The sequence below is a fragment of the Pararhizobium mangrovi genome (assembly GCF_006516965.1).
GTDB classification, from domain to species: Bacteria; Pseudomonadota; Alphaproteobacteria; order Rhizobiales; family Rhizobiaceae; genus Pararhizobium_B; species Pararhizobium_B mangrovi.
Genome location: NZ_VHLH01000038.1, coordinates 12981 through 36131 on the forward strand (window position 1 = coordinate 12981; position 23151 = coordinate 36131).

Genomic DNA, 23151 nt, shown 5'->3' on the forward strand with positions numbered 1-23151 from the left:
GCACGGACATCGGTGGTGCGAAGGGAGGTCGAAATGGCAGCGATTGCGGATCAACGCGTTCTCGTCACGGCGGCGGCGCAGGGCATCGGACGGGCGAGCGCGCTCGCCTTCGCGCGGGCCGGTGCCCGCGTCGTGGCGACGGACGTCAACGCCGGGCTTCTCGATGAACTTTCGGGAACGCCCGGCATCGAAACGCGCGTGCTCGACGTGCTGGATGCGACGATGGTCGATACGGTCGTCGCCGAGTGCGGCCCGCTCGACGTGCTCTTCAACTGCGCCGGCTTCGTGCACAGCGGCACGATCCTCGACATGCGCGAGGAAGAGCTCGCCTTCGGTTTCGATCTCAACGTCGCGGCGATGATCCGCACGATCCGCGCGGCCCTGCCGTCGATGATCGAACGGCGGTCGGGCTGCATCATCAACATGTCCTCCGTCGCCGGCAGCGTTAAGGGCGTGCCTGGCCGCTTCGTCTACGCCACGACGAAGGCTGCGGTGGTCGGCCTGACGAAGGCGGTCGCGGCCGACTACGTCTCGCAGGGAATCCGCTGCAACTGCATCTGCCCGGGAACCGTCGAAAGCCCTTCGCTGGAAGAGCGCATGCGGGCGACCGGCGACGCTGAAGCGGCGAAGAAGGCCTTCGTCGCGCGCCAGGCGATGGGCCGCCTCGGACGCCCGGAGGAGATCGCCGACCTTGCCGTCTACCTCGCGGGTGCCACTTATACGACCGGGCAAGCGCACGTCATCGACGGTGGTTGGGTAATGTAGGGGCGCGCTTGAACCTTTACAGCACCGAAGCAGTTGGTACGACGTTCCCGTCCGTCCGTGCGCGTCGGTTCGCGGACAATCTCTGAAAAGGAATGGCGAACGTGGCCGAGAGCATGGAAAAGCCGGAATCGGGGGCTGGTCGCCTGGTGGCCATCGGGGGTGCGGAAGACAAGACGTCGGAACTCGCCATTCTGCGTCGTGTCCTGTCGCTCGCGCCCGACGGCAATTCGACGGTGGGCGTGCTGGCGACCGCCAGCGGCATTCCCGACGAGATCTTTCCCGTCTACCGGGAAGCGTTCGACAGGCTCGGCGCGAGCGAGATGGTCGCGATCGACGTGCGTACGCGCGAAGATGCCTTCGACGAGGAGGCGATCGACACGGTGCGCCGCTGCGGCACCATCTTCTTCACGGGCGGCGACCAGCTTCGCCTGACGAGCGTGCTCGGCGGAACGCCGTTGCTCGACGCGATCCGTCATGGCCAGCGCAACGGCGTCGTCATCGCCGGCACGAGCGCCGGCGCGGCGGCGATGTCGGCGACCATGATATCGACCGGCCGGGCGGCCGACGCGCTGCGCAAGGGCGCGGTGAAGATGAGCAACGGCCTCGCCTTCGTCGACGGCGTCGTCATCGACAGCCACTTCCTCGAACGCGGCCGCTTCACCCGCCTGATGGAGGTCGGTGCGAGCAATCCCGAATATATCGGGATCGGCCTCGGCGAGGATTCCGGCGTGATCTTCCATCCCGACGGCGTCATCGAGGCGATCGGCTCCGGCCACGTCATCGTCGTCGACTGCCTGCACATGAAGAGCACGAACGTCGCCGACCTCAACGACGGCGAACCGGTGGCCGTCGAGAATGTCGTCATGCACGCCCTGACTTCCGGCCTGTGCTTCGATATAGCGAAGCGGGCATACATCACCGAGTGAGGCGAACGCCGTCTCATCGAACTCGACGAGGTAACGTTTTGAAAATTCTCGAGCATCGCGCACTTCGAGGGCCGAACTACTACAGCCGCTACCTGACGATCTTCATGCGTCTCGACATCGAGGCGCTCGAGGAGCGACCGAGCGATCAGGTGCCCGGCATCGCCCGGCGACTGAAGGACCTGATGCCGGGAATCTACGAGCATCGGTGTTCCGTGGGCGAGCTCGGCGGCTTTCTCCAGCGTGTGGAGCGCGGCACCTATGCCGGCCACATGGTCGAGCACGTGGCGATCGAACTGCAGAACATGATCGGCTTCTCGGTCGGCTACGGCAAGACCGTCGACAGCTACGAGACCGGTGTCTACAACGTCGTCTACCGCTACCGCGACGAGGCGACGGGGCTCGCCGCCGGCGTCGAGGCGGTGGACATCGTCCAGAAGCTCTACGACGGCGAGACGGTCGATCTCGATCCGGTGATCGCGCGGCTCAAGGCGGTGCGCGAAGCGCACATGCTCGGGCCGTCGACGGCGGCGATCGTCGAGGCGGCGACGGCGCGCGGCATTCCCTATTACCGGCTGAGCGAAGAGACGAGCTACATCCAGCTCGGCCACGGCCACAAGCAGCGCCGCTTCCAGGCGACGGTGACCGACGGGACCGGCATCATCGGTCACGGCATCGCCGACGACAAGGACTGGACCAAGCAGATCCTCGGCGACGCCGGCATTCCCGTGCCGCTCGGCCGGATCTGCCATTCCTTCGAGGACGCGGTCGCAGCCGCCGAGGAGATCGGCTATCCGCTGGCGACCAAGCCGCTCGTCGGCAATCACGGCCGCGGCGTCAGCACCGACATCAACGACGAAAAGGCGCTGCGCGAAGGCTACGACGCCGCGCTCGCGCGCTACGAGACGGTGGTCGTCGAGCAGTTCGTGCGCGGGGAGGACCATCGCCTGCTGGTCATCGGCGGCAAGCTGGTCGCCGCGGCGCGTCGCCGCCCCGCGCATGTCGTCGGCAACGGCTCCTCGACGCTGAAAGAGCTGATCGACGCCGAGAACGCCGATCCTCGCCGTGGCGTCGGTCACGAGAACCTGCTTACCCAGATCCATATCGACGAGCAGACCGAGCGTCTCGTCTCGCAGGCGGACCTGACGATGGACAGCGTCATCGACAAGGACGCAATCGTCTGGCTGAAGTCGACGGCGAACCTTTCGACCGGCGGCACGGCGACGGACCTGACCGACGACGTGCATCCGGAGGTGAAATACGCCGCCGAGCGCATCGCGCGCCTGATCGGCCTCGACATCATCGGTATCGACCTTCTCGCCGAGACGCTGACGCGCCCGCTCGAGGAACAGTCGGCCGGCGTCGTCGAGGTCAATGCCGGTCCCGGCTTCCGCATGCACATCGCGCCGACGCATGGGCAAGGCCGCGACGTCGGCAAGCACGTGGTCGACATGCTCTTCGGCGAGAACGAGGTCGACAACGGCCGCGTGCCGATCGTCGCGATCACCGGCACGAACGGCAAGACGACGACGACGCGCCTCGTCTCGCACCTCTTGCGCACGGCCGGCCGCAAGGTCGGCATGGCCTGCACGGGCACGATCGAGATCGACAACCACGTCATCATGCGCGGCGATTATTCCGGCCCGCAGGCGGCCTCCGTCGTGCTCAAGGAGCCGGTGGTCGAAAACGCCGTGCTCGAAGTGGCGCGCGGCGGCATCCTGCGGCGCGGGCTCGGCTTCGACCAGTGCGACGTCGGCATCCTGCTCAACATCGCTAGCGACCATCTCGGCGAGCGCGACATCCACACGCTCGACGAGCTCGCACGATGCAAGACGGTCGTCGTCGACGCGGTCTCGCCGGAGGGCACCTGCGTGCTCAACGCCGACGATCCGCGCGTGCTCGACCAGGGCACCCGCTGGTCGCGCGGCAAGATCGTCTATTTCACGATGGACCCCGAATTCGAGCCCGTGAAGAACCACGTCGCCGAGCACGGCATCGCTTTCACCGTCAGGGACGGCAAGATCGTCATGCGCCAGGGCGCGGTCGAGGCGACGGTGATCGAGGTCAACGACGTGCCGATCACCTTCGAAGGGCACGCTCCGTTCAACGTGCAGAACGCCATGGCGGCGGCGGCCGCCGGCTACGCGCTCGGGCTGACCCTCGGCGACATCAAGATGGGCCTCCAAACCTTCCATCCGACGCCCGGCCAGCTTCCCGGCCGCGTCAACTACGTCGAGGCGGATGGCGTACGCTGCCTGATCGACTACGGCCACAACGTGCCGGCCCTGAAGGCGCTCGCACCGCTCGTCCAGAGCCTCGGCCAGAAGAAGCGCATCGCCGTCGCCAGTGCGCCCGGCAACCGGCGGGACGAGGATTTGCGGGCGCTCGGCAGCCAGATCGCCAGCATGCACGACGCGCTCTTCATCTGCGAGCCCGACCCGCGCGGGCGCACGCCCGGTGAGGCGGCAAGCTTGCTCAAGGCCGGCGCGGACGCCGAGGCGAACTGCCGCTCGGAAATCGTGCTCGATGAATACGGCGCCGTCGAAAAGGCGATGGACGCGGCGTCCGAAGGCGACCTGCTGGTGCTCCTCGTGGACGACATCGAAAGCGCGATCGAACGGCTGAAGGGCCGTACTTTTCGCAACCCGGTGCCGGCGGCGGAGTAGCGGGCCGAAAATCGCATAAAAAAGGGCGGCCCATCGTGGCCGCCCTTCTTCGTTGCTTCGAAAGCCTTCAGTCCGCAAGGTCCGAGAACTCGAAGGTCAGGCTCTTCATCACCTGTTCGTAGTTCCACAGGAGCGTCGACTGCTTGCTGGCGCCGATCAGCACGTAGCACAGCGCGTAGCTGTAGCTGTCCTGCTCCGGCAGGTCGGATAGCCGCATGCCGACATGGACCTGCGGGCGGATGATCGTGTCGGGCACCTTGCGCAGCGCGTCGGCCGTCTCTTCCTCGCTCGGCACTTGCGTGATCGTCGCGTCGATAAAGAAGACGCGGTAGAAGAAGTGGCCGGCCACCTTGTACTTGCCCTCGCCCCACGGCATGTCGGGCTCGTTGCCGAGCGCGACGTCGACCATGATCTGCTGGTGGCTGACGCCGTCGACCTTTTCAAAGAGGTCGCAATGGGCCTGCGCGATGCGGGTGTTGACCTCGAGCAGCCAGATCTGGTCCTGCACCTCGTCCCAGAAGAACTCGATGTTGAAGCCCGACTGGTCGAAGCCGACATGCTCCATGACCTTGACGGCGAGCTCGCGCATCTTGGCCTGGACCTTGTCCGGCAATTTCGACGGGTACATGTAGTAGAAGAAGCTGAGCACCTGCGGGTAGCGCACGGAATCAACGATCGCGTACGGGACGACCTTGCCGTCCTTCACGTAGCCCTCGAGCGTGCACTGGCGCCCGCCGATCACCTGTTCGGCGAGGCAGTACTGGCCGTCGATCGCCCGGATGTCGGCGGGAAGGTTCGCTTGGTCGAGCAGGAAGTTGAAGGGTTCGGAGATCGTGCCGATGTCCTCGCGCAGGCGGCGTGTGGCGTAGTCGAAATCTTCCGGACTGTCGATGCGGAAGCCGAGCCTGGAGCCCGACGACTTGATCGGCTTGACGAAGAAAGGAAACGTCAGCCCGGCCTCGCCGATCTTCGACAGCGCTCCCTCGTCGAACGGGTCGAAGGCGGCGAAGGCCGGCACGTTTTCGGGAATGACCTCGTGCTGCAGCACGCGGCTCCAGTATTTGTGCTCGCACTTCAGGAGCGCTTCGAGCGAGGTATGCCGCACGCCGAACTTCTCGCCGAGGATCGGCAGCATGGTCGAGACGGGGAAGTCCATATAGCCGACGATGGCGTCGATCGAGCCGTCGAAGGCGGAAAGCTTTTCTTCGGCCTCGGCAAGCATCGCCGGAACGTCGAAAACCTCCGTATCGTAGAGCGCGGCGGGGTCGATCAGCCCGTGAAAGGCGATGTCGTCCGCGCCGCGCAGGCGCTTGAGCTTTTCCAGGTTGTAGTCGTTCAGGCCGATAACAAAGATGTTCTTCGTCACGCTTCGCTCCCTGGTGTTTCGGCCGGCTCGCGGATCGCGAAAGGCTCGGCGCGTTCTGATGGACAATGCGCGCTGCCGCTTCGCGCGCGACATCGTGACCGCTTAACGAGCAAGGCGCGTTCGGGTTGCGTGCGTTGCGAACTCTATCGGTAGATCGCCGTGACCGGATCTTCACCGGCGCGAACATGGCCGCGATACATGCCCTCGCAGTTGAACGGCAGGGCGATGGCGCCCTTCGCATCGACGGCGATGACGCCGCCCGAACCCTCGCGCGGGCCGAGAACGGTGTTGACGACGTGGTCGGCCGCCTGTTCCAGGCTTTCGCCGAGATAGCGCATGCGCGCGGCGATGTCGGCGGCGGCGGTGTAGCGGATGAAGACCTCGCCGGTTCCGGTGCCCGATACCGCGCAGGTTTCGTTGTCGGCATAGGTGCCCGCACCGATCACCGGCGTGTCGCCGATGCGCCCGGACGCCTTCGCCGTAAAGCCGCCGGTCGACGTCGCGGCGGCGAGATTGCCGTCGACGTCGAGCGCCACGGCACCGACGGTACCGTGGCGCTGCGAGGGATCGGAACTCGTCTCGCCACGCCGCTTGAGCGCCAGCGCGTTTTCCAGCGCTTCGCGACGGGTCTCCGTGAAGAAATAGTCGGCTTCTTCCAGCGCGAGCCCGTGTTCGCGGGCGAGCTTCATTGCGCCTTCGCCCGTCATCATCACCTGCTCGCCCTTTTCCATGACGGCGCGGGCAAGTCGGATCGGGTTGCGCGGCCCGAAAATCGAGGCGACGCAGCCCGCGCGACGGTCGCGCCCTTCCATGATCGCGGCGTCCATTTCCTGCGTGCCGGCATCGGTGAAGACGGCGCCGCGTCCGGCATTGAAGAGCGGCTCGTCCTCGAGCGCGCAGACGGCGGCGGTCACCGCGTCGAGCGCGCTGCCGTTCGCCTTGAGGACGGCTTCGCCCGTGGCGACGACGTGGGCCAGGGCCGCGTGGTAGGCCGCTTCGCGCTCGGGCGTCATGTCGCCCCTCAGAAGCGTTCCGGCTCCACCGTGAACCGCCAGCGTATAGGTCATGTCCTGCTCCTTCTCGGCCCCTCTTTCAGGGCTTTCACATCGCTGCGTTCATCGGTAGCGACTTCGCCGCCGTCGCGAAAGCGAAACGACGGCGAAGCGCGTCATCGTGCGTAACGCTCGATCGAGGCTTCATGCATCTCGCTCGAATAGCCGGGCTCGCGCGGCGGCATGTAGCGCCCGCCGCGCACCACGCATGGGCTGACGAAATGCTCGTGCAGGTGATCGACATATTCGATGACGCGTCCCTCCATCGAGCCGGAGATCGCCAGGTAGTCGATCATCGAGAGATGCTGGACGTATTCGCACAGGCCGACGCCGCCCGCATGCGGGCAGACCGGCTTGCCGAACTTCGCCGCCATCAGCATTACCGCGAGGTTCTCGTTCAGCCCGCCGAGGCGCGCCGCATCGATCTGCACCACGTCGATCGCCTCGGCCTGCAGGAACTGCTTGAACATCACCCGGTTCTGGCACATCTCGCCCGTCGCGACCTGGATCGGCGCGACGCCGCGGCGGATTTCGGCATGGCCGAGCACGTCGTCCGGCGACGTCGGTTCCTCGATGAACCACGGCCTGAACTCGGCGAGCCGGTTCACCCATTCGATCGCTTCGGGCACCTCCCAGACCTGGTTGGCGTCGATCATCAGCGTGACGGCGTCGCCAGCTTCCTCGCGCAGGATGCGGCAACGCCTGATGTCGTCCTCGATGTCGCGGCCGACCTTCAGCTTCATGTACGTCCAGCCGGCGTCGCGCGCCTCGCGGACCAATGTGCGCATCTTGTCCTCGGCATAGCCGAGCCAGCCGGCCGACGTCGTGTAGGACGGATAGCCATCGGCGAGCAGCGTCTCGCGGCGTTCGTCGCGCCCGTCGCGTGCCTTCGTCAGGATCGAGAGCGCCTCGTCGCGGGTCAGGGCGTTGCCGAGATAGCGGAAGTCGATGCAGCGCACGATCTCTTCCGGGCTCATGTCGGCGACGAGCTGCCAGACCGGCTTGCCTTCCGCCTTCGCCCAAAGGTCCCAGCAGGCATTGACGATGGCCGCCGTCGCCAGATGCATGACGCCTTTGTCCGGCCCGAGCCAGCGGAGCTGCGAATCGTCGGTGACGTGGCGCCAGAACGCGCCCATGTCGGCGGCGATCTGCTCGACCGTGTAGCCGACGACGCGCGGCGAGAGCGTGTCGATCGCCGCCACGCAGAGATCGTTGCCACGACCGATCGTGAAGGTGAAACCGTGCCCTTCGTGCGTCGGATCGTCCGTTTCGAGCACGACATAGGCCGCCGAATAGTCCGGATCCGGGTTCATGGCATCGGACCCGTCCTTGTGTTCGGAGGTCGGGAAACGGATATCGAAGGTCCTGAATCCGGTGATCTTCATTGGCTCGGCAATCCTTTCTGCGGAACGGGGTCCGTCCGTCTTCAAAGCGAATCGGCGCGCGCGAGGTCGCGCATCAGGCCGGCGGCGACTGTCAGCTTGGCGAGCGTGATCTCGCCGCCTTCGGTCAGGCCGGTCACCTGGCCGCGTGCGCGTTCGATGCGTGTCTCGTGCGCCTCGATCCAGCTTGCAAGCGGCGCCTTCGCCTTCGCATGGTCCGTCAGCGAAGCCGCGGTGATCGCCCGGCACGCGGCGGCGATCTCGTCGAGGCTGCGGGCAAGGGCGAGCTTCTCGAACCGGTCCGAGGTGGCGATGCGCCGTGCCGCGTCGGCGATACGCGCGATGCGGAAGGTTTCCGTCACGCGGAAATAGACCTCCGCCGTCTTCTTCAGGGTCGTGCCCGTGCGCTCGGCGATCTGCATGATTTCGGGGATGAAGCCGACCGCGCGCAACCGCGCCACGGCATCGGCGGTCGCTTCCGGTACCCCCGCTTCGGTGAAGGTCGCGCGTCTGGCTTCCATGTCGTCCACCAGAAAGTCCGGCATGAGGCCTTCGAGCTTCGGTTTCAGGGCGGCGATCGCCTTGCCGAGCGCATCGACGCCGGCCGCGAGATCCCCCCGGTAGGCCGCCGACTTCAGCGCCCAGGAGGTGAGCGAGCGAACGACCTCCGTCACTTCGGCATACATGGCGTTCTGCACGTCGCCATGCACCTTGGCGTCGAGCGCATCGATCGCGGCGTAGACGGCATGCAGGTCGAGCCCGTCGCGCACGAGCACGTAGGCACGAACGACGCTTGCAGGCAGCGCGCCGGTCGCTTCGCCCATCTGCGTGACGAAGCCCGGCCGCCCGCGATTGATCGCGTCGTTTGCGAGCATGGTCGCGACGATCTCGCGGCGAAGGCGATGGTTCTCGATATCCCGACGGTGCGGCCCGCACATCTTCTGCGGAAAGTAATCCATCAGCGTCGCGGCGAAATAGGCGTCGTCCGGCAGGTCGGAAGCGCACAGCTCGTCGAAGAGCACGATCTTCGCGTAGGAAAGCAGAACGCCGATTTCCGGCCGGGTCAGCGGCTGGTCGGCGGCGTAGCGTTCGCTCATCGCCGTATCGTCCGGCAGCAGTTCGAGGGCGCGGTCGAGCCGGTTGTCCCGTTCCAGATGCGCCATCAGCCCGGAAAGCTCGTCGCCGTTTTCCGTGCCGAGCCGTGCGGTGAGCGAGATGGCCAGCGTCTGCTGGTAGTTGTTGGCGAGCACGAGATCGGCGACTTCGTGCGTCATCGTCTTGAGCAGGCGGTTGCGCTTTTCCCGGTCGAGGCGCCCTTCGCGCATGGCGGCCGCGAGCGCGATCTTGATGTTCACCTCGACGTCGGACGTGTTCACCCCGGCCGAATTGTCGATGGCGTCGGAATTGATGCGGCCACCGGCGAGCGCGTAGTCGATGCGTCCGCGCTGGGTGACGCCGAGATTGGCGCCCTCGCCGACGACCTTGGCGCCGACCTCGCGTGCGGAAATGCGGATCGCGTCGTTGGTCCGGTCGCCGACCTCGGCGTTCGACTGCTGGTCGCCCTTCACATAGGTGCCGATCCCGCCGAACCACAGGAGATCGACCGGCGCGCGCAGGATCGCGGACATGATCTCGGGCGGCGTGGCGGTCGTCCCGTCGAGCCCGATCGCCGCGGCCGCTTCGCTCGAAAGCTCGATCGACTTCTGGCTGCGCGAGACGATGGTTCCGCCCTTCGAAAGCTTGCGCTTGTCGTAGTCCTGCCAGCTCGAGCGGCCGAGTTCGAAGACGCGCTTGCGCTCTTCGAAGCTCGTCGCGGGGTTCGGATCGGGATCGATGAAGATGTCGCGGTGGTCGAAGGCGGCGACGAGGCGGATCTGTTGGGAAAGCAGCATGCCGTTGCCGAAGACGTCGCCCGACATGTCGCCGACGCCGGCGACGGTGAACGGCGTCGTCTGGATGTCGACGTCCATCTCGCGGAAATGGCGCTTCACTGCTTCCCAGGCGCCGCGCGCGGTGATCGCCATTGCCTTGTGGTCGTAGCCGGCCGAGCCGCCGGAGGCGAAGGCGTCGTCGAGCCAGAAATCGTGCGCCTGGCTGATCGCGTTCGCCGTGTCGGAAAAGGTCGCCGTTCCCTTGTCGGCGGCGACGACGAAATAGGGATCGTCGCCCTCGTGGCACACCGTATCGGCGGGCGGGACGATTTCCTGTCCGCTGATCGTGTCGGTGATCGACAGCAGCGTCGTGATGTAGGTTTCGTAGGCGTGCTTGCCGGCCTGGAAGATCGCATCGCGGTCGCCCGTCGGCAACTGCTTGGGATAGAAGCCGCCTTTCGCGCCGACCGGCACGATAACGGCGTTCTTCACCTGCTGCGCCTTGACGAGACCGAGCACCTCGGTGCGGTAGTCCTCGGCGCGGTCCGACCAGCGGATGCCGCCACGCGCGATCGGGCCGAAGCGCAGATGCACGCCCTCCACCTCGGCGCCGTAGACGAAGATCTCGCGATAGGGGCGCGGCTGGGGAAGATCCTCCAGCGCCTGCGGATCGAGCTTGAAGGCGAGCATGGCCGGGCTTTCACCGTCCGCACCGGTCTGGAAGTAGTTCGTCCTGAGGCTCGCTCGGACGGCATTGACGAAGCGGCGCAGGATCCGGTCGTCGTCGAGGCTTGGAACCTTGGCGAGCGCGCCATCGATGCGTTCGCCGATCGCCCGGTCGCGGGAGGAACGCTGGCGTTCGCTCAGCGCCGGATCGAAACGGTTCTCGAAGAGCCGGAAGATGTCGGCCGCAGCCTGCGGATACCGGTCGAGGGCACCGGCCATGTAGCTCTGGGAATAGGTGATGCCGCACTGGCGCAAATAACGGGCATAGGCGCGCAGCACGCTCGCCTTCCTCGCGTCGAGACCGGCGTCGACGATCAGCCGATTGAAGGCGTCGTTGTCGAAACGACCCGCCCATATGGCGAGAAAGGCCTCTTCGAGGGCCGTTTCGCTGGCACCGAGGTCGACCGGCTCGCCGTCCATCGTGCGAAGCTGCATGTCGTGGAGGACGACGGCGCGGCCTTCGCCGTCGTCTTCGACCGTCATGTCGAAGGTGCGCTCGTTGACGACGTCGAAGCCCAGATTTTCGAGAAGCGGCACGCGACGTGAAAGCGCCAGCGCCTCGCCGGTGTGGAAGATCTTCAGCGAAAGCCCGTCCTCGACGTCGTTCCTGCGCCGATGGAAGGCGAGGTGGATCGGCTGCCCGTCCGTCGCCGCCGATATCAGCGGCAGGTCGGCGACGGCTTCTTCCGGGGTGAACACCTCGCGATACGCATCGTCGACGACGAGGCGTGCGCTGCCCGTGGGCCGGAGGGATTCGAACCGGTCGTCCCAGCCGGTGACGATCGTGCGGACCTCGCGTTCGAGATGAGCCTGCGAAACATCGGGCGTCGCGCCGTCGTGCCGTCCGATGATGAAGTGGACGCGCGCGACCGCACCCTCGGGAAAGGCCGGATAGAACGCGGAGACATGCCCGCCGTAAGCCGTCGCGAGGCAGGTGCCGATCCGCCCGCGAACGTCGGAATCGTAGCGTTCGCGCGGCACGAAGACGAGCACGGAGACGAAACGGTCGAAATGGTCGATGCGCGGCAGGACGCGCACGCGCGGGCGCTCGCCGAGCTCGTTGATCTGCTCGCAGAAGGCGGCGAGTAGATCGGTGTCGATCTGGAAGAGTTCGTCGCGCGGGTAGGCGGCGAGCGTATTGGCGAGCACCTTGCCCGAATGGGCGTGCGGATCGAAGTGGAAGCGTTCGATCACCGCCTTCGCCTTGGTGCGCAGCAGCGGGATCTCGTCGAGGGGGCGCGTATAGGCCGTCGAGGTGAAGAGGCCGACGACGCGCAGTTCGCCCGAAAGGGTGCCGTCGCCATCGAAACGCTTGATGCCGACGTAGTCCATGTAGGCGCGGCGGTGTACGACCGAGCGCGCGTTCGCCTTGGTGACGATGAGCAGGCCCGAGCCCTCGAGGAAGGCGAGGATCTCCGGCGTCGTCGTCACGCTGTCGGCGCCGCGGCGCAGCACGCGTATGTCCGGATCGGCGAGAATGCCGAGGCCGCTGTCCGATTCCCGCTCGACATGCGCGCCGTCCGGATCCGTCACGTAGGTGTAGGCGCGCATGCCGAGGAAGATGAAGTTGTCGTCGCGCAACCAGTCGAGGAAGGCGATGGCCTCGCCGCGTTCGCTGCCATCCTCGGACGCGTGGTCGGCAAGGCCTGTTCGCGTCTCGTCCAGCTTTTCGAGCATGGCGGCCCAGTCGTCGACGGCGGCATGCACCTGATCGAGCACGCCGGTGAGGCGCTCGACGAGGCGTTCCGCCGCCGTCTCGCCGATCTCCGGCAGATGGATCTGGATATGGCTGATATGCTTGCGCCGGTCCCCGGCCTCCGCGCGAAGGGGCGTACCATCCGCGTCGCGCGTGAGGATCGGGTGGATGGCGAGCGGAATGTCGCGATGGCCCGTCGTCACCTCGGCCATGATCGAATCGAAGAGGAACGGCATGTCGCGCCCGGTGACGCTGACGATGGAGACGGGCTCGCCGCCGATCGCGAGCCCATCGCGTGAACGCACCGTGATGCGGCTCTCCCCGCCGTCGAAGGCGTCGATCTCCTCGCGCGCATGGCGGGCGACGACGGCCAGTTCCTCCGGGTCGTAGCGATCGAGGTCGTCGTTGCTCGCCCGTTCGAGGATGACGTGCGGGTCTGCGAAGGACCCGCCTTCCTTCTCGAGGATTTCGGCCGTCTTCGCGATCGTGCGTGCGCGGCGCGGATTTTGCCGGACCACCATGAGCAAGCCTCCCTGGATCGTTTTCCGCAAGCCTATCAGAACGGGACGCCGTGCGGACCCGTCGGCGAAGAAAATGCTGTGGTCCGCCCCCTCGTTCGCCCTGTCGAAACGCTGACCGACACGCTAGAACGAGAAAAGTGGAACCGGCGGGACGATGACGAAGGACGAAGAACGACAGCGGCAGGCACGGCGCGAGCTCGATCGGCTCGGTGCGGAAGGCGGTCTGTTCTCGACCCCGACCCTCAAGGCGCGCGCTCGCTCGCTGCGGGGCCACTTCAATGCAGAGGACGCCGACCCGTCCGACCGCATCGAAGTATGGGGCACCCGCATCGGGCGTGCGCTGGCGCTCGTCGCCTTCTTCGGCCTCGCCGTCTGGCTCCTTTTCTTTCTCGCCCGCTGAGGATTGCCCGCGAATGTCCGTTACCACCGCCGATGCGCCACGGACCGTGATCGTCGTCTCCAGCCATGTCGTGCGCGGCGCCGTCGGCAACCGTGCCGTCGTCTTCGCGCTGGAGCGCCTCGGTCATCCGGTGTGGGCCATACCGACGGTCACGCTCGCATGGCATCCCGGTCACGGTCCCTCGCACCGGATCGTACCGCCCTCCGGTTCCTTTGACGCGCTGATCGACGATCTCGCGCAAGCGCCCTGGCTCGGCGAGGTGAACGCGATCGTCTCGGGTTATTTCGGCGATGCGAGCCAGGTCGGCGCGGTCGCGCGGCTGGTACGCGCGGTTCGCGAGAAGAACCCGGAAGCCCATTACGTGTGCGACCCGGTGATGGGTGATCTCGCCGGCCTCTACGTGCCCGAGGCGACGGCCGCGGCGATCCGCGACGCACTGATCCCGCTCGCCTCCATCGCCACACCGAACCGGCACGAACTCGCATGGCTGAGCGAGGCGCCGCTCGAAGACAACCGGGCGCTTCTCCAGGCGGCACTGACGCTCGGGCCGCAGCGCGTCGTCGTGACGTCGGCCTTCGCCGGTACGGAAGGGGCGACGGGCAACCTCATGCTTTCGGACGAAAGCGCGCTTCTTGCCGAGCATCGCATGGTGGACGATGCGCCGAACGGGCTCGGCGACCTCTTCTCCGCCGTCTTCCTGTCGCGGCTCCTATACGGCGAGGTCGAGGACCGCGCGCTGCAATCGGCGACGGCGAGCGTCTACGACATCCTGGCGCGCAGCGTCCGCCGCGGTTCCGACGAGCTGACGCTTGCCAGCGATGCCGATTGCCTTTCGAGACCCCGTGCGCTCGTCAGCCTTCGCCGGCTCGATCATCCGGGAAGACGGCGCGCATGAGCGAACGCGTCGTCGCCGGCGTCGACGGCTGCCGGGGCGGCTGGATCGCCGTCGTGCGACGCCCGGGCGAAGCGCCCGCCATCGCCGTCCTCGCCTCCTTCGCCGCTTTGCTCGCCGATCTGCCGGAGGATGCGGTCGTCGCCGTCGACATGCCGATCGGGCTGCCGGAGACGAGCGGGCCACGCGGGCGGGCGCCCGAACGGGCCGTTCGCCCGCTTCTTTCCGGACGGCAGAGCAGCGTTTTTTCGATCCCTTCGCGTTCGGCCGTCTATGCGCCCGATTATCAGGAGGCGCGGCGCCTCGCGCTCGCGACGTCGAGCCCGCCGAAGAGCGTTGCAAAGCAGGCCTTTCACATCTTTCCGAGGATCCGCGAACTCGACGGCATCCTCGTCGCGAACCCTGCGCTTGCCGAGCGCGTGATCGAGGTGCATCCGGAACTCGCCTTCTGGCGGCTGAACGGCGAGCGGGCGATGGCGCTGGCGAAGAAGGTCCGCAATCGTGCGAGCGAGCCGGGGCTTGCCGAGCGCGTCGCGCTGCTCGAACGCTGCGGCTACGAACGTGCCTTTCTCGAAGCCGAACCCCCGCGCGGGGCGGGACGCGACGACGTGCTCGACGCGGCGGTGGCCGCCCTCGTCGCCGAGCGGCATGCCGAAGGAAAAGCAAGGCCGTTTCCCGACCCGTTCGACCGTGACGCCTTCGGCCTGCCGATGGCGATCTGGGCGTAGGGTTCGCCCCTGCGAAGGCGCTTGATCTTTGCGGGTGCGGAGGCTAATCGGCGCGCATGACGTACTTTCCCGACCACCTCGTCGCCGGTTACCGCGACTTCCTCGAAGGCCGTTATTCGGAAGAACGCGAGCGCTATCATCGCCTCGCCGAAAGCGGCCAGACGCCGCAGACCCTCGTCATCGCCTGCTGCGATTCGCGCGCGGCTCCGGAGACGATCTTCAATACTGGTCCGGGCGAGATCTTCACGCTTCGCAATGTTGCCAACCTCGTTCCGCCCTACGAGCCGGACGAGCACCTCCATGCCGCGTCGTCGGCGATCGAGTTCGCGGTCCAGGCGCTTGGCGTGCGGCACATCGTGGTGCTTGCCCATGGCCGCTGCGGGGGTATCCAGGCAGCACTGAACCCGGGCGGAGAACCGCTATCGGAAGGCGATTTCATCGGCCATTGGGTCGGGCTTCTCACGCCGCTCGCCCGCTCGGTCGATCCCGACGGCACGATGGACCCCACCGAGCGCGCGACGGCGCTGGAGTGCCACGCGGTCGGCCAGTCGATCGAGAATCTGAGGACCTTTCCCTTCGTCGACAAACGCGAGCGCGCCGGCGAACTGTCGCTCCACGGCGCCTGGTTCGACATTTCGGAGGGCAGGCTGTGGGTGCGCGACCCCGAAGACGGCGTATTCGCGCCGCTAGACGGGACCGCGTAGGCGACTGGCGCGATCAGCCGCCGTCGATCTGGCTGCCCATGATCGCGAGCGCGCGCTGATAGACGCTGGCATCGTTCCAGGATTGCAGAACGGAGAAGTTCGCCTGGCCCGGCTGATAGCCGGCGCCCGCACGCCAGCCATGGGCACGCAGATAGTTCGCCGTCGAGGCAAGCGCGTCCGCGGTCGAGTGGATCAGGTCGCGGCGTCCGTTGCCGTCGCCGTCGACGGCGTACTTCACGTAGTTCGTCGGCAGGAACTGGGTCTGGCCGAGTTCGCCGTGACGCGCGCTCACCATCTCGCTCGGTGCCAGTTCGCCGCGCTGGACGAGCGTCAGCGCAGCATAGAGCTGATCGGTGAAGAAGGCCGAGCGCCGACAATCATAGGCGAGCGTCGCAAGCGCCGGGATCGCCCGGTCGTTGCCCATGAACGAGCCGAAGCCGGTCTCCATGCCCCAGATCGCCAGCAGCGGGCCGGGTGGAACGCCGTAGCGGCTCTCGATGCTGGAAAAGAGGGAGGCGTATTTGCGCTTCAGCCGCTTGCCCTTCGCGACGATGGTCGCCGAGCCCCGCTTCTTCATGAAGGCGTCGAGGGAAAGCTTGAAACTGTGCTGGCCGCGATCGGCAGCGATCGTTCGGGAGCGGTAGGAGATACCGTCGAAAGCGCGATCGAGCGTTCGTGGCGAAAAGCCCTCGCTCGCCGCTTCCTGCCGGAACTGCTGGACCCAGCGCTGGAATCCGCTCGACGTGTTGCCGCATTGCGCAGCTGCCGCCGGCATGGCGAAGCCCGCGACGAGAACGGCCGCGGCGAGCCCCGGCAGACAGCGTTGAAGGATGGTACGGTGCATTCTCGAATTCCCTGCAATCATCGATGAGCGACGGTCGGGGCCGGCATGAGCGACGGGCTCAGGCGTTCTCGCGTCCCTTCACGAGGCCGCGCGAGACGAGAAGCTCGGCGATCTGGATCGTGTTGAGCGCCGCGCCCTTGCGCAGATTGTCCGATACGACCCAGATGTTGAGCCCGTTTTCGATGGTCGAATCCTCGCGGATGCGCGAGATGTAGGTCGCGTCCTCGCCGGCGGATTCGTACGGCGTGATGTAGCCGCCCGCCTCGCGCTTGTCGATCACCTGGCAACCCGGCGCCTCGCGCAGGATGTCCTGCGCTTCTTCCGCCGTGATCGGACGCTCGAACTCGATGTTCACCGCCTCGGCATGGCCGATGAAGACCGGCACGCGCACGGCCGTGCAGGTGACCTTGATCTTCGGGTCGAGCATCTTCTTGGTTTCGGCCAGAACCTTCCATTCCTCCTTGGTCGAGCCGTCTTCCATGAAGTCGTCGATGTGGGGAATGACGTTGAAGGCAATGCGCTTGGGATACTTCTTCGCCTCGATCGGATCGGCCACGAAGACGGCGCGCGTCTGATTGAAGAGTTCGTCCATGCCTTCCTTGCCCGAGCCGGAGACCGACTGGTAGGTCGACACGACGATGCGCTTGATGCCGGCCTTTTCGTGCAGCGGCTTCAGCGCGACGACGAGCTGCGCCGTCGAGCAGTTCGGATTGGCGATGATATTCTTGCGGGTATAGCCCTCGATCGCGTCCGGGTTCACCTCCGGCACGATCAGCGGCACCTCCGAATCGTAGCGCCACGCCGAGGAGTTGTCGATGACGATGCAGCCCTTGGCGGCGATCTTCGGCGAGAACTTCTTCGAGACCTCGCCGCCGGCCGACATCAGGCAGATGTCGGTGTCGGAGAAATCGTAGGTTTCGAGGTTCTGCACCTTGAGCGTCTTGTCGCCGAACGAGACCTCCGTGCCGACGGAGCGGCTCGAGGCGAGTGCCGCCACCTCGCTTGCGGGAAAGTTGCGCTCGGCAAGGATGCCGAGCATCTCGCGGCCCACATTGCCGGTGGCCCCGGCGACGGCGATCTTGAAGGTGGTGCTCATCGTTGCTCCTGACTATGCGCCCTGCGAAGACATACTGCCAGAAAGCGCGCTGTCAATCGAGCCGTCGGCCTCGCCGGCCGGCGTTCGAACGGCGGCGCATGCCGTTCAGCGCCAAACCGTAGCCCATGCGGCGTACCGGAAAGCCGTTGGCGTCGTAGCGAAAGACGATGCCGCGACTGGCGAAGACCATGGCCGTGAAATAGGAAAACCAGGCGCCCCAGGCGAGGCCGGCGACCACGTCGCTCGGGTAGTGGGCGCCGACGAGAACCCGTGTGAACGCCAGCCAGAGCGCAAGGACGAGGCACGGTACGCGCAGGCGCGGGAAGACGAGCGCGATCGCCGCGAAGAAGCCGCCGACGGTCGTTGCGTGGCCGGACGGGAAGCTCGCGAAGGTCGCGTCCGTGAACGGACGGAAGGCGAAGGCGCCGAGCTCCGCGAAATGCAGCGGGCGGGCGCGGCCGATGCAGTATTTGACGATCGTCGCAATCAGTCCCCCCGCGGCGAGCGAGGTGAAGAGATAGCCCGTCAGCGCCGTGACGCGCAGGAGCGCCATGCGTTTACGAAGGCTCGCAAGCCGCCAGTCGGCCGCCGAGCCGAAGAAGAGCGCGAGGCCTGCTGCGAGCAGGACCCAGCCGGCCTGGCCGAGATCGGTCACGCTGCGCGCCGTCTTGTCGAAGCTGGCGGGCCAGGTCGCGTGGTAGTTGCCGACCGGCAGATCGAAGACGAGCCCGGCGAGCACCACGAGGGCGAGGCTCGCCGCGAGATAAAGGACGAAGCGCGTTCGCGGGCGCTGCGGCCGTCGCGCACGACGCACGAGCAGGAGCCGGTGCGCGGTTACGACGTTGTCGCGAAGGCGTCCGCGCAGGCCGTTTACGGCTCGTGTCCCCGGCTGCGTTCCGGCTTCTCCGGCAAGGGCCCCTTCGTCGGGTCGGTTCGCGCACATCTGCTCGTCCGCCCGTACCAGGCTTCGTTACGCTGCGCGGAAGCGTGCGATCACCGCATCGCCCATCTCGCCCGTCCCGACGGCCGTTCCACCCTCGCCGACGATGTCGGCGGTCATCACGCCGTCGTCGAGCGTGGCGGCGATCGCGGCCTCCAGCCGTTCGGCCTCGGCCACCATGCCGAAGGAATAGCGAAGGCACATGGCGAAGGAGGCGATCATGGCGAGCGGGTTGGCGATGCCCTTTCCGGCAATGTCCGGCGCGGAACCGTGGACCGGCTCGTACAAAGCCTTGCGCGTGCCCGTCTTTTCGTCGGGCGCGCCGAGCGAAGCCGAAGGCAGCATGCCGAGCGAACCCGTCAGCATGGCGGCGACGTCGGACAGGAGATCGCCGAAGAGATTGTCGGTGACGATGACGTCGAACTGCTTGGGCCGGCGCACGAGCTGCATGCCGCCGGCATCGGCGAGCATGTGCGAAAGTTCGACATCGGCATAATGCGCCGCATGGTTGGCCGTCACCACCTCGTTCCACAGAACGCCGGACTTCATGACGTTGCGCTTTTCCATGGAGCAGACGCGGTTCTGCCGGGTGCGCGCCAGTTCGAAGGCGACGCCGGAAATGCGCTCGATCTCGTAGGTGTCGTAGACCTGCGTGTCGATGCCGCGCTTCTGGCCGTTGCCGAGATCGCGGATTTCCTTCGGTTCGCCGAAATAGGTGCCGCCGGTCAGCTCCCGCACGATCAGGATGTCGAGCCCCTCGACGAGTTCGCGCTTGAGGGAGGAGGAGCCGGCGAGCGCCGGATAGCAGATCGCCGGGCGCAGATTGGCGAAGAGCTCGAGATCCTTGCGCAGGCGAAGAAGACCTGCTTCCGGCCGGACGTCGTAGCCGACACCGTCCCATTTCGGCCCGCCGACGGCGCCGAAGAGCACGGCGTCGGCCGCCTGTGCGCGCTCCATGTCCGTCTCGGAAATCGACTGGCCGTGCGTGTCGTAGGCGATGCCGCCGACGAGGCCTTCCTCGATCTCGAAGCCGGCCGCGTGATCGGCGTTCATTACGTCGACGAGCTTGCGGACCTCGGCCATGGCTTCCGGGCCGATGCCGTCGCCCGGAAGGAAGAAGAGCTTGCGCGTCGCCATGGTGCCGGTTCCCGAGAATTGCCTGTTGATCCCGGGATCGTGCTTAGCCGCCGGAGAAGGGCTTTTCAAGCTTGACGCCACGCGCCCCGACGTCGACCGATGGCCGGGCTCACGCCCAGGGCCGGTTTTCCGAAAGGCGGGACTCGAAGCCGTCGATGGCGGTGTTCTTTTCGAGCGTCAGCGCGATGTCGTCGAGGCCGTTCAGCAGGCAGTGCTTGCGGAAGTAATCCACCCGGAAGGTGATCTGGCCGCCGTCGGGGCGATGGATCACCTGTTCCTCGAGGTCGATCGTGAACGTCGCGTTGGCGCCGCGCTCGGCATCGCCCATCAGCGTGTCGAGTTCGTCCTGACTGACGGCTATCGGCAGCAGGCCGTTCTTGAAGCAGTTGTTGTAGAAGATGTCGGCGAAGCTGGTCGAGATGACGCAGCGGATGCCGAAATCCGCAAGCGCCCAAGGCGCGTGCTCGCGCGAGGAGCCGCAGCCGAAATTGTCGCCGGCGACGAGGATCTTCGCGTTCTTGTAGGCGGGCTGGTTGAGGACAAAATCCGGGTTGTCGCTTCCGTCGGCGAGATAGCGCTGTTCGGAAAACAGGCCGACGCCGAGGCCGGTACGCTTGATCGTCTTCAGGTAGTCCTTCGGGATGATCATGTCGGTATCGACATTGACCACGGGAAGGGGGGCGGCAACCCCGGTTACGGTATCGAACTTCTCCATCGCTTCGGCTCCGGCTCGTGCATCTCGCAGGGGGCTCTACCAAAGAGCAGGCCGGAACTGAAGCGTTTCCTTCGTCTAAGGGGAGATCAGGCGCGCAGAACGGCCTGGCGACCACCCTGCCAGAGCGAGCGTGTCCCGATCTGCAGGTTGACGAGGCCGACGCGCACGAACGGCACGAGCTTGACGACGGCAAGCCCGGCGACGGCGGCGAAACCGACGACGACAATGACGGCGAACGAAAAGGCGGCGGCGACGGCGAAGGCGAGGCTCGTGACGGCGAGGCCGACGACCGTGCTGAAGAAAGCGCGAATGGTATGCATGACGGTATCCCTGCGATCGTTTTTCGTTTCGAGCGTCTAATTGCCCCCTCGAAGCCTCCGGTTCAACGGCACTTTCGCGCTGCAGCATTCACGAATCACGGTTTTTGATTACAGCGCGATCACAAATGTCAATTGCCCGCGTCATGGGCAATCTTCCGCGCTCGCTGGAACGCCGAAGAGGGTGCTTGCACGCAACGGCCGCCCGCGTCATGACGGCGGGCATGAGCGAAGTCGACCGCCAACGTTCCGCCCGGCCCCGCCACTCCGCGCTCTTCGTGCCGGCCGGCAACGAACGTGCGCTTTCCCGCGCGCTCGAACGCGGCGCCGACGTCGTGATCCTCGATCTCGAGGATGCGACCGCGCCGGAGGCGAAGATCGCCGCGCGTGAAGCGGCCGCCCGGTTCCTGACGCGGCGCGAGCGCACCGACACGGTGGAGGTCGTGCTTCGCGTCAACGGCATCGGTACGCCGTTTGCCGGAGACGACCTCGCAATGGCCGCGCGGTGCGCTCCGGACGCCGTTCTCCTTCCGAAGGTCGAAGGCGAGGTTGCCCTCGAAACGGCAGCGAGGATGCTGGACGAACAGAGGCGGAGCGCCGATCTTTCGCTGTGGGCGATGATCGAGACGCCGCTCGGCATCGCTCGCGCGGTGGACATCGCGATGGCCGGCAACGAGGCGGCCATGCGCCTCGATTGCCTGGTCGCGGGCACCAATGACCTGATGAAGGAAACCGGTGTCGCACCGTCGCCCGGTCGAGCGTTCCTGACGCCGTGGCTGATGCAGGTGGTACTGGCGGCCCGCTCGGCCGGCCTCGATGTGCTCGACGGCGTCTATAACGATTTCGCGGACCGCGCAGGCTTCGAAGCGGAGTGCGCCGCCGGCCGGGCCATGGGGTTCGATGGCAAGACCGTCATCCATCCGGCCCAGATCGAACCGGCGAACGTCGCCTTCGGCATCGACCCGCAGGCGCGAGCGGAGGCCGAGGCGATCGTCGCCGCCTTCGCAAGTCCGCAGAATGCCGGGCGCGGCGTCATCGCGCTCGACGGGCGGATGGTCGAGCGCCTGCATCTCGAAGCCGCCGAACGTCTCCTCGCGCGTGCGCGGCTCGTCGATCGAAAGGACAATCGATGAAACTCTACCGCTTCCTGTCGGGGCCGGACGATTCCAGCTTCTGCCACAAGGTCAGCGCGGCCCTCGACGCCGGCTGGACGCTTTACGGCTCACCCACCTACGCGCACGATACGGCCTCGGGGAAAATGCGCTGCGGCCAGGCCGTGGTGAAGGAGGTTCAGGGGCGCGACTACGACCCGTCGATGAAGCTCGGCGAACAGTAGCGCGACGGTACCGATGGATCGGGGGCGCACAGGGATCAGGCGGCGCTCGCCTCGATGCTTTCCATATCCTCGTCGCTGAGGCCGAAATGGTGACCGATCTCGTGGATGAGGACGTGGGCGACGATGTCGCCCAGCGTCTCCTCGTTTTCGGCCCAGTAGTCGAGGATGCCGCGGCGATAGAGCGTGATCGAGTTCGCCATCTCGCCCGTGTCCAGACTGAAGCGCTGGCCGATGCCACGGCCTTCGAACAGGCCGAGCAGGTCGAACGGCGTCTCCAGGGCCATGTCCTCGACGATCTCCTCACCCGGAAAGTCCTCGACGACGAGCATGACGTCGCCGCTGAGGTCGCGGAAGTGGTGGGGCAGGCGGGCATAGGCCGAGCGGGCGAGGGACTCGATCTGCGCAAGGGTCGGCGCATGCCGGCCGCCCCAGTCGCCCGATTGATCCATTTCGGCCATCTCTTGCCTCGTTCGCGTTGCCAAACCGCGAATATAAGGCCGGAACCGGAACGTTGCGAGGGCACACCGGGGAGCCCGCGCGGCCCTTTTCTTGCAATGCAGCATACGCAGGGCTGCCTTGAAAGAAAGGCGCTTCTTTTTCCGGCAGACGGGCATATCTTAGAAGTCGTCGGACGGCATACCTCCTCCCATGCCCCCGACAAATCAGGGCGATGGTTATCCTCCTCCCAATCATCGCTCGCCTATCAAGAGCCTGCCGGTCCTCCTCCTCCCCCGGCAGGCTCTTTTGCGTTCGGGTCTTGTCGAACGCGTGCGGAGGCCCCAATCCGAACGTCGAGAGCGTTTTGTCACCGGACCGATCCAGTCGGGCCTCGTGAACGATACGCGAAACGGAAGGGATAGAGCGCCGGACCGGATGCAGTCGGGTCGAGGAATGCTCCGGCTCTTTGCCTTGTCGCATTATCCGACGCCAAATCGATCCCTCTTTGGCTGGAAGGCTCCAGAGCCTTTCAGGTTCATACGGAAGAACCCTTCGGGCCGGCCCTGTTTGCGCCATGACGCTTCGACGGATGGCTCGACCGTACCACCAGTACGCTCGTCGCCATCCGTCTCGGTC

Annotated in this window: 20 protein-coding genes; 9 read left to right on the top strand and 11 right to left on the bottom strand. The window is 66.2% G+C overall.

Annotated features, from left to right (window positions below; genetic code table 11):
* Positions 1-33 precede the first annotated feature (33 nt).
* The 3 genes from FJU11_RS16355 to cphA all read left to right on the top strand — a co-directional run bounded on the left by FJU11_RS16355 (position 34) and on the right by cphA (position 4354).
* On the top strand, positions 34-765 hold the full coding sequence (locus tag FJU11_RS16355) for an SDR family oxidoreductase (RefSeq protein WP_141168149.1): 732 nt from the start codon (positions 34-36) through the stop codon (positions 763-765).
* 101 nt (positions 766-866) lie between these two features.
* A complete protein-coding gene (locus tag FJU11_RS16360) occupies positions 867-1691 on the top strand; it encodes a cyanophycinase (protein WP_210242904.1) in 825 nt (274 codons plus the stop codon).
* A gap of 38 nt (positions 1692-1729) precedes the next feature.
* Positions 1730-4354, top strand: a complete 2625-nt coding sequence (cphA, locus tag FJU11_RS16365) for a cyanophycin synthetase (RefSeq protein WP_141168150.1) — start codon at positions 1730-1732, stop codon at positions 4352-4354.
* 67 nt (positions 4355-4421) lie between these two features.
* Here the strand turns inward: cphA and FJU11_RS16370 are convergent, their stop codons facing one another.
* The 4 genes from FJU11_RS16370 to FJU11_RS16385 form a co-directional block, all read right to left on the bottom strand.
* Positions 4422-5720 (bottom strand): ATP-grasp domain-containing protein, encoded by a 1299-nt coding sequence (locus FJU11_RS16370; protein WP_210242905.1) that lies wholly within the window; start codon positions 5718-5720, stop codon positions 4422-4424.
* Positions 5721-5863: 143 nt separating this feature from the next.
* Entirely contained in the window at positions 5864-6787 is a 924-nt protein-coding gene (locus tag FJU11_RS16375; protein ID WP_141168152.1) for an isoaspartyl peptidase/L-asparaginase family protein, read from the bottom strand.
* 101 nt (positions 6788-6888) lie between these two features.
* Positions 6889-8157: an L-fuconate dehydratase gene (locus FJU11_RS16380; RefSeq protein ID WP_141168153.1), complete on the bottom strand. Its 1269-nt coding sequence runs from the start codon at positions 8155-8157 to the stop codon at positions 6889-6891.
* A gap of 41 nt (positions 8158-8198) precedes the next feature.
* The gene (locus FJU11_RS16385) at positions 8199-12968 is read right to left on the bottom strand and encodes an NAD-glutamate dehydrogenase (RefSeq protein WP_141168154.1); all 4770 of its coding nucleotides are present in this window, start codon (positions 12966-12968) and stop codon (positions 8199-8201) included.
* Positions 12969-13122: 154 nt separating this feature from the next.
* Here FJU11_RS16385 and FJU11_RS16390 point away from each other — a divergent pair, with 154 nt between their 5' ends.
* The 4 genes from FJU11_RS16390 to FJU11_RS16405 are packed head-to-tail and all read left to right on the top strand — an operon-like array spanning position 13123 to position 15692.
* Positions 13123-13368: a hypothetical protein gene (locus tag FJU11_RS16390; protein WP_141168155.1), complete on the top strand. Its 246-nt coding sequence runs from the start codon at positions 13123-13125 to the stop codon at positions 13366-13368.
* A gap of 13 nt (positions 13369-13381) precedes the next feature.
* Entirely contained in the window at positions 13382-14263 is an 882-nt protein-coding gene (pdxY, locus tag FJU11_RS16395) for a pyridoxal kinase PdxY (RefSeq protein ID WP_141168156.1), read from the top strand.
* A complete protein-coding gene (locus tag FJU11_RS16400; RefSeq protein ID WP_141168157.1) occupies positions 14260-14988 on the top strand; it encodes a DUF429 domain-containing protein in 729 nt (242 codons plus the stop codon). The genes pdxY and FJU11_RS16400 overlap by 4 nt, the downstream gene beginning before the upstream one ends.
* A 56-nt stretch (positions 14989-15044) precedes the next feature.
* Positions 15045-15692, top strand: a complete 648-nt coding sequence (locus tag FJU11_RS16405; protein ID WP_141168158.1) for a carbonic anhydrase — start codon at positions 15045-15047, stop codon at positions 15690-15692.
* A 13-nt stretch (positions 15693-15705) separates the two neighbouring features.
* Here the strand turns inward: FJU11_RS16405 and FJU11_RS16410 are convergent, their stop codons facing one another.
* From FJU11_RS16410 to FJU11_RS16435, 6 genes are all read right to left on the bottom strand, one after another.
* Positions 15706-16536: a lytic murein transglycosylase gene (locus tag FJU11_RS16410; RefSeq protein WP_141168159.1), complete on the bottom strand. Its 831-nt coding sequence runs from the start codon at positions 16534-16536 to the stop codon at positions 15706-15708.
* A 58-nt stretch (positions 16537-16594) separates the two neighbouring features.
* Positions 16595-17632, bottom strand: coding sequence for an aspartate-semialdehyde dehydrogenase (locus FJU11_RS16415; protein ID WP_141168160.1), 1038 nt, complete (start codon positions 17630-17632; stop codon positions 16595-16597).
* 52 nt (positions 17633-17684) lie between these two features.
* The gene (locus tag FJU11_RS16420) at positions 17685-18575 is read right to left on the bottom strand and encodes a phosphatase PAP2 family protein (RefSeq protein WP_141168161.1); all 891 of its coding nucleotides are present in this window, start codon (positions 18573-18575) and stop codon (positions 17685-17687) included.
* A 27-nt stretch (positions 18576-18602) separates the two neighbouring features.
* The gene (gene leuB / locus FJU11_RS16425) at positions 18603-19709 is read right to left on the bottom strand and encodes a 3-isopropylmalate dehydrogenase (protein WP_141168162.1); all 1107 of its coding nucleotides are present in this window, start codon (positions 19707-19709) and stop codon (positions 18603-18605) included.
* Between the two features lie 109 nt (positions 19710-19818).
* Positions 19819-20424: a 3-isopropylmalate dehydratase small subunit gene (gene leuD, locus FJU11_RS16430; protein WP_141168163.1), complete on the bottom strand. Its 606-nt coding sequence runs from the start codon at positions 20422-20424 to the stop codon at positions 19819-19821.
* An 86-nt stretch (positions 20425-20510) separates the two neighbouring features.
* Complete coding sequence (locus FJU11_RS16435) at positions 20511-20744, bottom strand: hypothetical protein (protein ID WP_141168164.1); 234 nt, start codon at positions 20742-20744, stop codon at positions 20511-20513.
* 221 nt (positions 20745-20965) lie between these two features.
* On the opposite strand from FJU11_RS16435, the gene FJU11_RS16440 reads away from it, so the two are divergent.
* Positions 20966-21874, top strand: a complete 909-nt coding sequence (locus FJU11_RS16440; RefSeq protein WP_141168165.1) for an HpcH/HpaI aldolase/citrate lyase family protein — start codon at positions 20966-20968, stop codon at positions 21872-21874.
* Positions 21871-22077, top strand: coding sequence for a DUF1737 domain-containing protein (locus FJU11_RS16445; RefSeq protein WP_141168166.1), 207 nt, complete (start codon positions 21871-21873; stop codon positions 22075-22077). Before FJU11_RS16440 ends, FJU11_RS16445 begins: the two co-directional genes overlap by 4 nt.
* 35 nt (positions 22078-22112) lie before the next feature.
* Here the strand turns inward: FJU11_RS16445 and FJU11_RS16450 are convergent, their stop codons facing one another.
* Positions 22113-22535: a metallopeptidase family protein gene (locus tag FJU11_RS16450; RefSeq protein ID WP_141168167.1), complete on the bottom strand. Its 423-nt coding sequence runs from the start codon at positions 22533-22535 to the stop codon at positions 22113-22115.
* Between the last annotated feature and the right edge of the window lie 616 nt (positions 22536-23151).

Coding starts and splice junctions, on each gene's coding strand:
- FJU11_RS16400 (WP_141168157.1), top strand. CDS start 14,260: ATGAGCGAACGCGTCGTCGCCGGCGTCGACGGCTGCCGGGGCGGCTGG.
- FJU11_RS16450 (WP_141168167.1), bottom strand. CDS start 22,535: ATGGCCGAAATGGATCAATCGGGCGACTGGGGCGGCCGGCATGCGCCG.
- pdxY (WP_141168156.1), top strand. CDS start 13,382: ATGTCCGTTACCACCGCCGATGCGCCACGGACCGTGATCGTCGTCTCC.
- FJU11_RS16405 (WP_141168158.1), top strand. CDS start 15,045: ATGACGTACTTTCCCGACCACCTCGTCGCCGGTTACCGCGACTTCCTC.
- leuB (WP_141168162.1), bottom strand. CDS start 19,709: ATGGCGACGCGCAAGCTCTTCTTCCTTCCGGGCGACGGCATCGGCCCG.
- FJU11_RS16380 (WP_141168153.1), bottom strand. CDS start 8,157: ATGAAGATCACCGGATTCAGGACCTTCGATATCCGTTTCCCGACCTCC.
- FJU11_RS16435 (WP_141168164.1), bottom strand. CDS start 20,744: ATGCATACCATTCGCGCTTTCTTCAGCACGGTCGTCGGCCTCGCCGTC.
- FJU11_RS16410 (WP_141168159.1), bottom strand. CDS start 16,536: ATGCACCGTACCATCCTTCAACGCTGTCTGCCGGGGCTCGCCGCGGCC.
- FJU11_RS16390 (WP_141168155.1), top strand. CDS start 13,123: ATGACGAAGGACGAAGAACGACAGCGGCAGGCACGGCGCGAGCTCGAT.
- leuD (WP_141168163.1), bottom strand. CDS start 20,424: ATGGAGAAGTTCGATACCGTAACCGGGGTTGCCGCCCCCCTTCCCGTG.
- FJU11_RS16440 (WP_141168165.1), top strand. CDS start 20,966: ATGAGCGAAGTCGACCGCCAACGTTCCGCCCGGCCCCGCCACTCCGCG.
- FJU11_RS16375 (WP_141168152.1), bottom strand. CDS start 6,787: ATGACCTATACGCTGGCGGTTCACGGTGGAGCCGGAACGCTTCTGAGG.
- FJU11_RS16385 (WP_141168154.1), bottom strand. CDS start 12,968: ATGGTGGTCCGGCAAAATCCGCGCCGCGCACGCACGATCGCGAAGACG.
- FJU11_RS16415 (WP_141168160.1), bottom strand. CDS start 17,632: ATGAGCACCACCTTCAAGATCGCCGTCGCCGGGGCCACCGGCAATGTG.
- FJU11_RS16355 (WP_141168149.1), top strand. CDS start 34: ATGGCAGCGATTGCGGATCAACGCGTTCTCGTCACGGCGGCGGCGCAG.
- FJU11_RS16445 (WP_141168166.1), top strand. CDS start 21,871: ATGAAACTCTACCGCTTCCTGTCGGGGCCGGACGATTCCAGCTTCTGC.
- FJU11_RS16420 (WP_141168161.1), bottom strand. CDS start 18,575: ATGTGCGCGAACCGACCCGACGAAGGGGCCCTTGCCGGAGAAGCCGGA.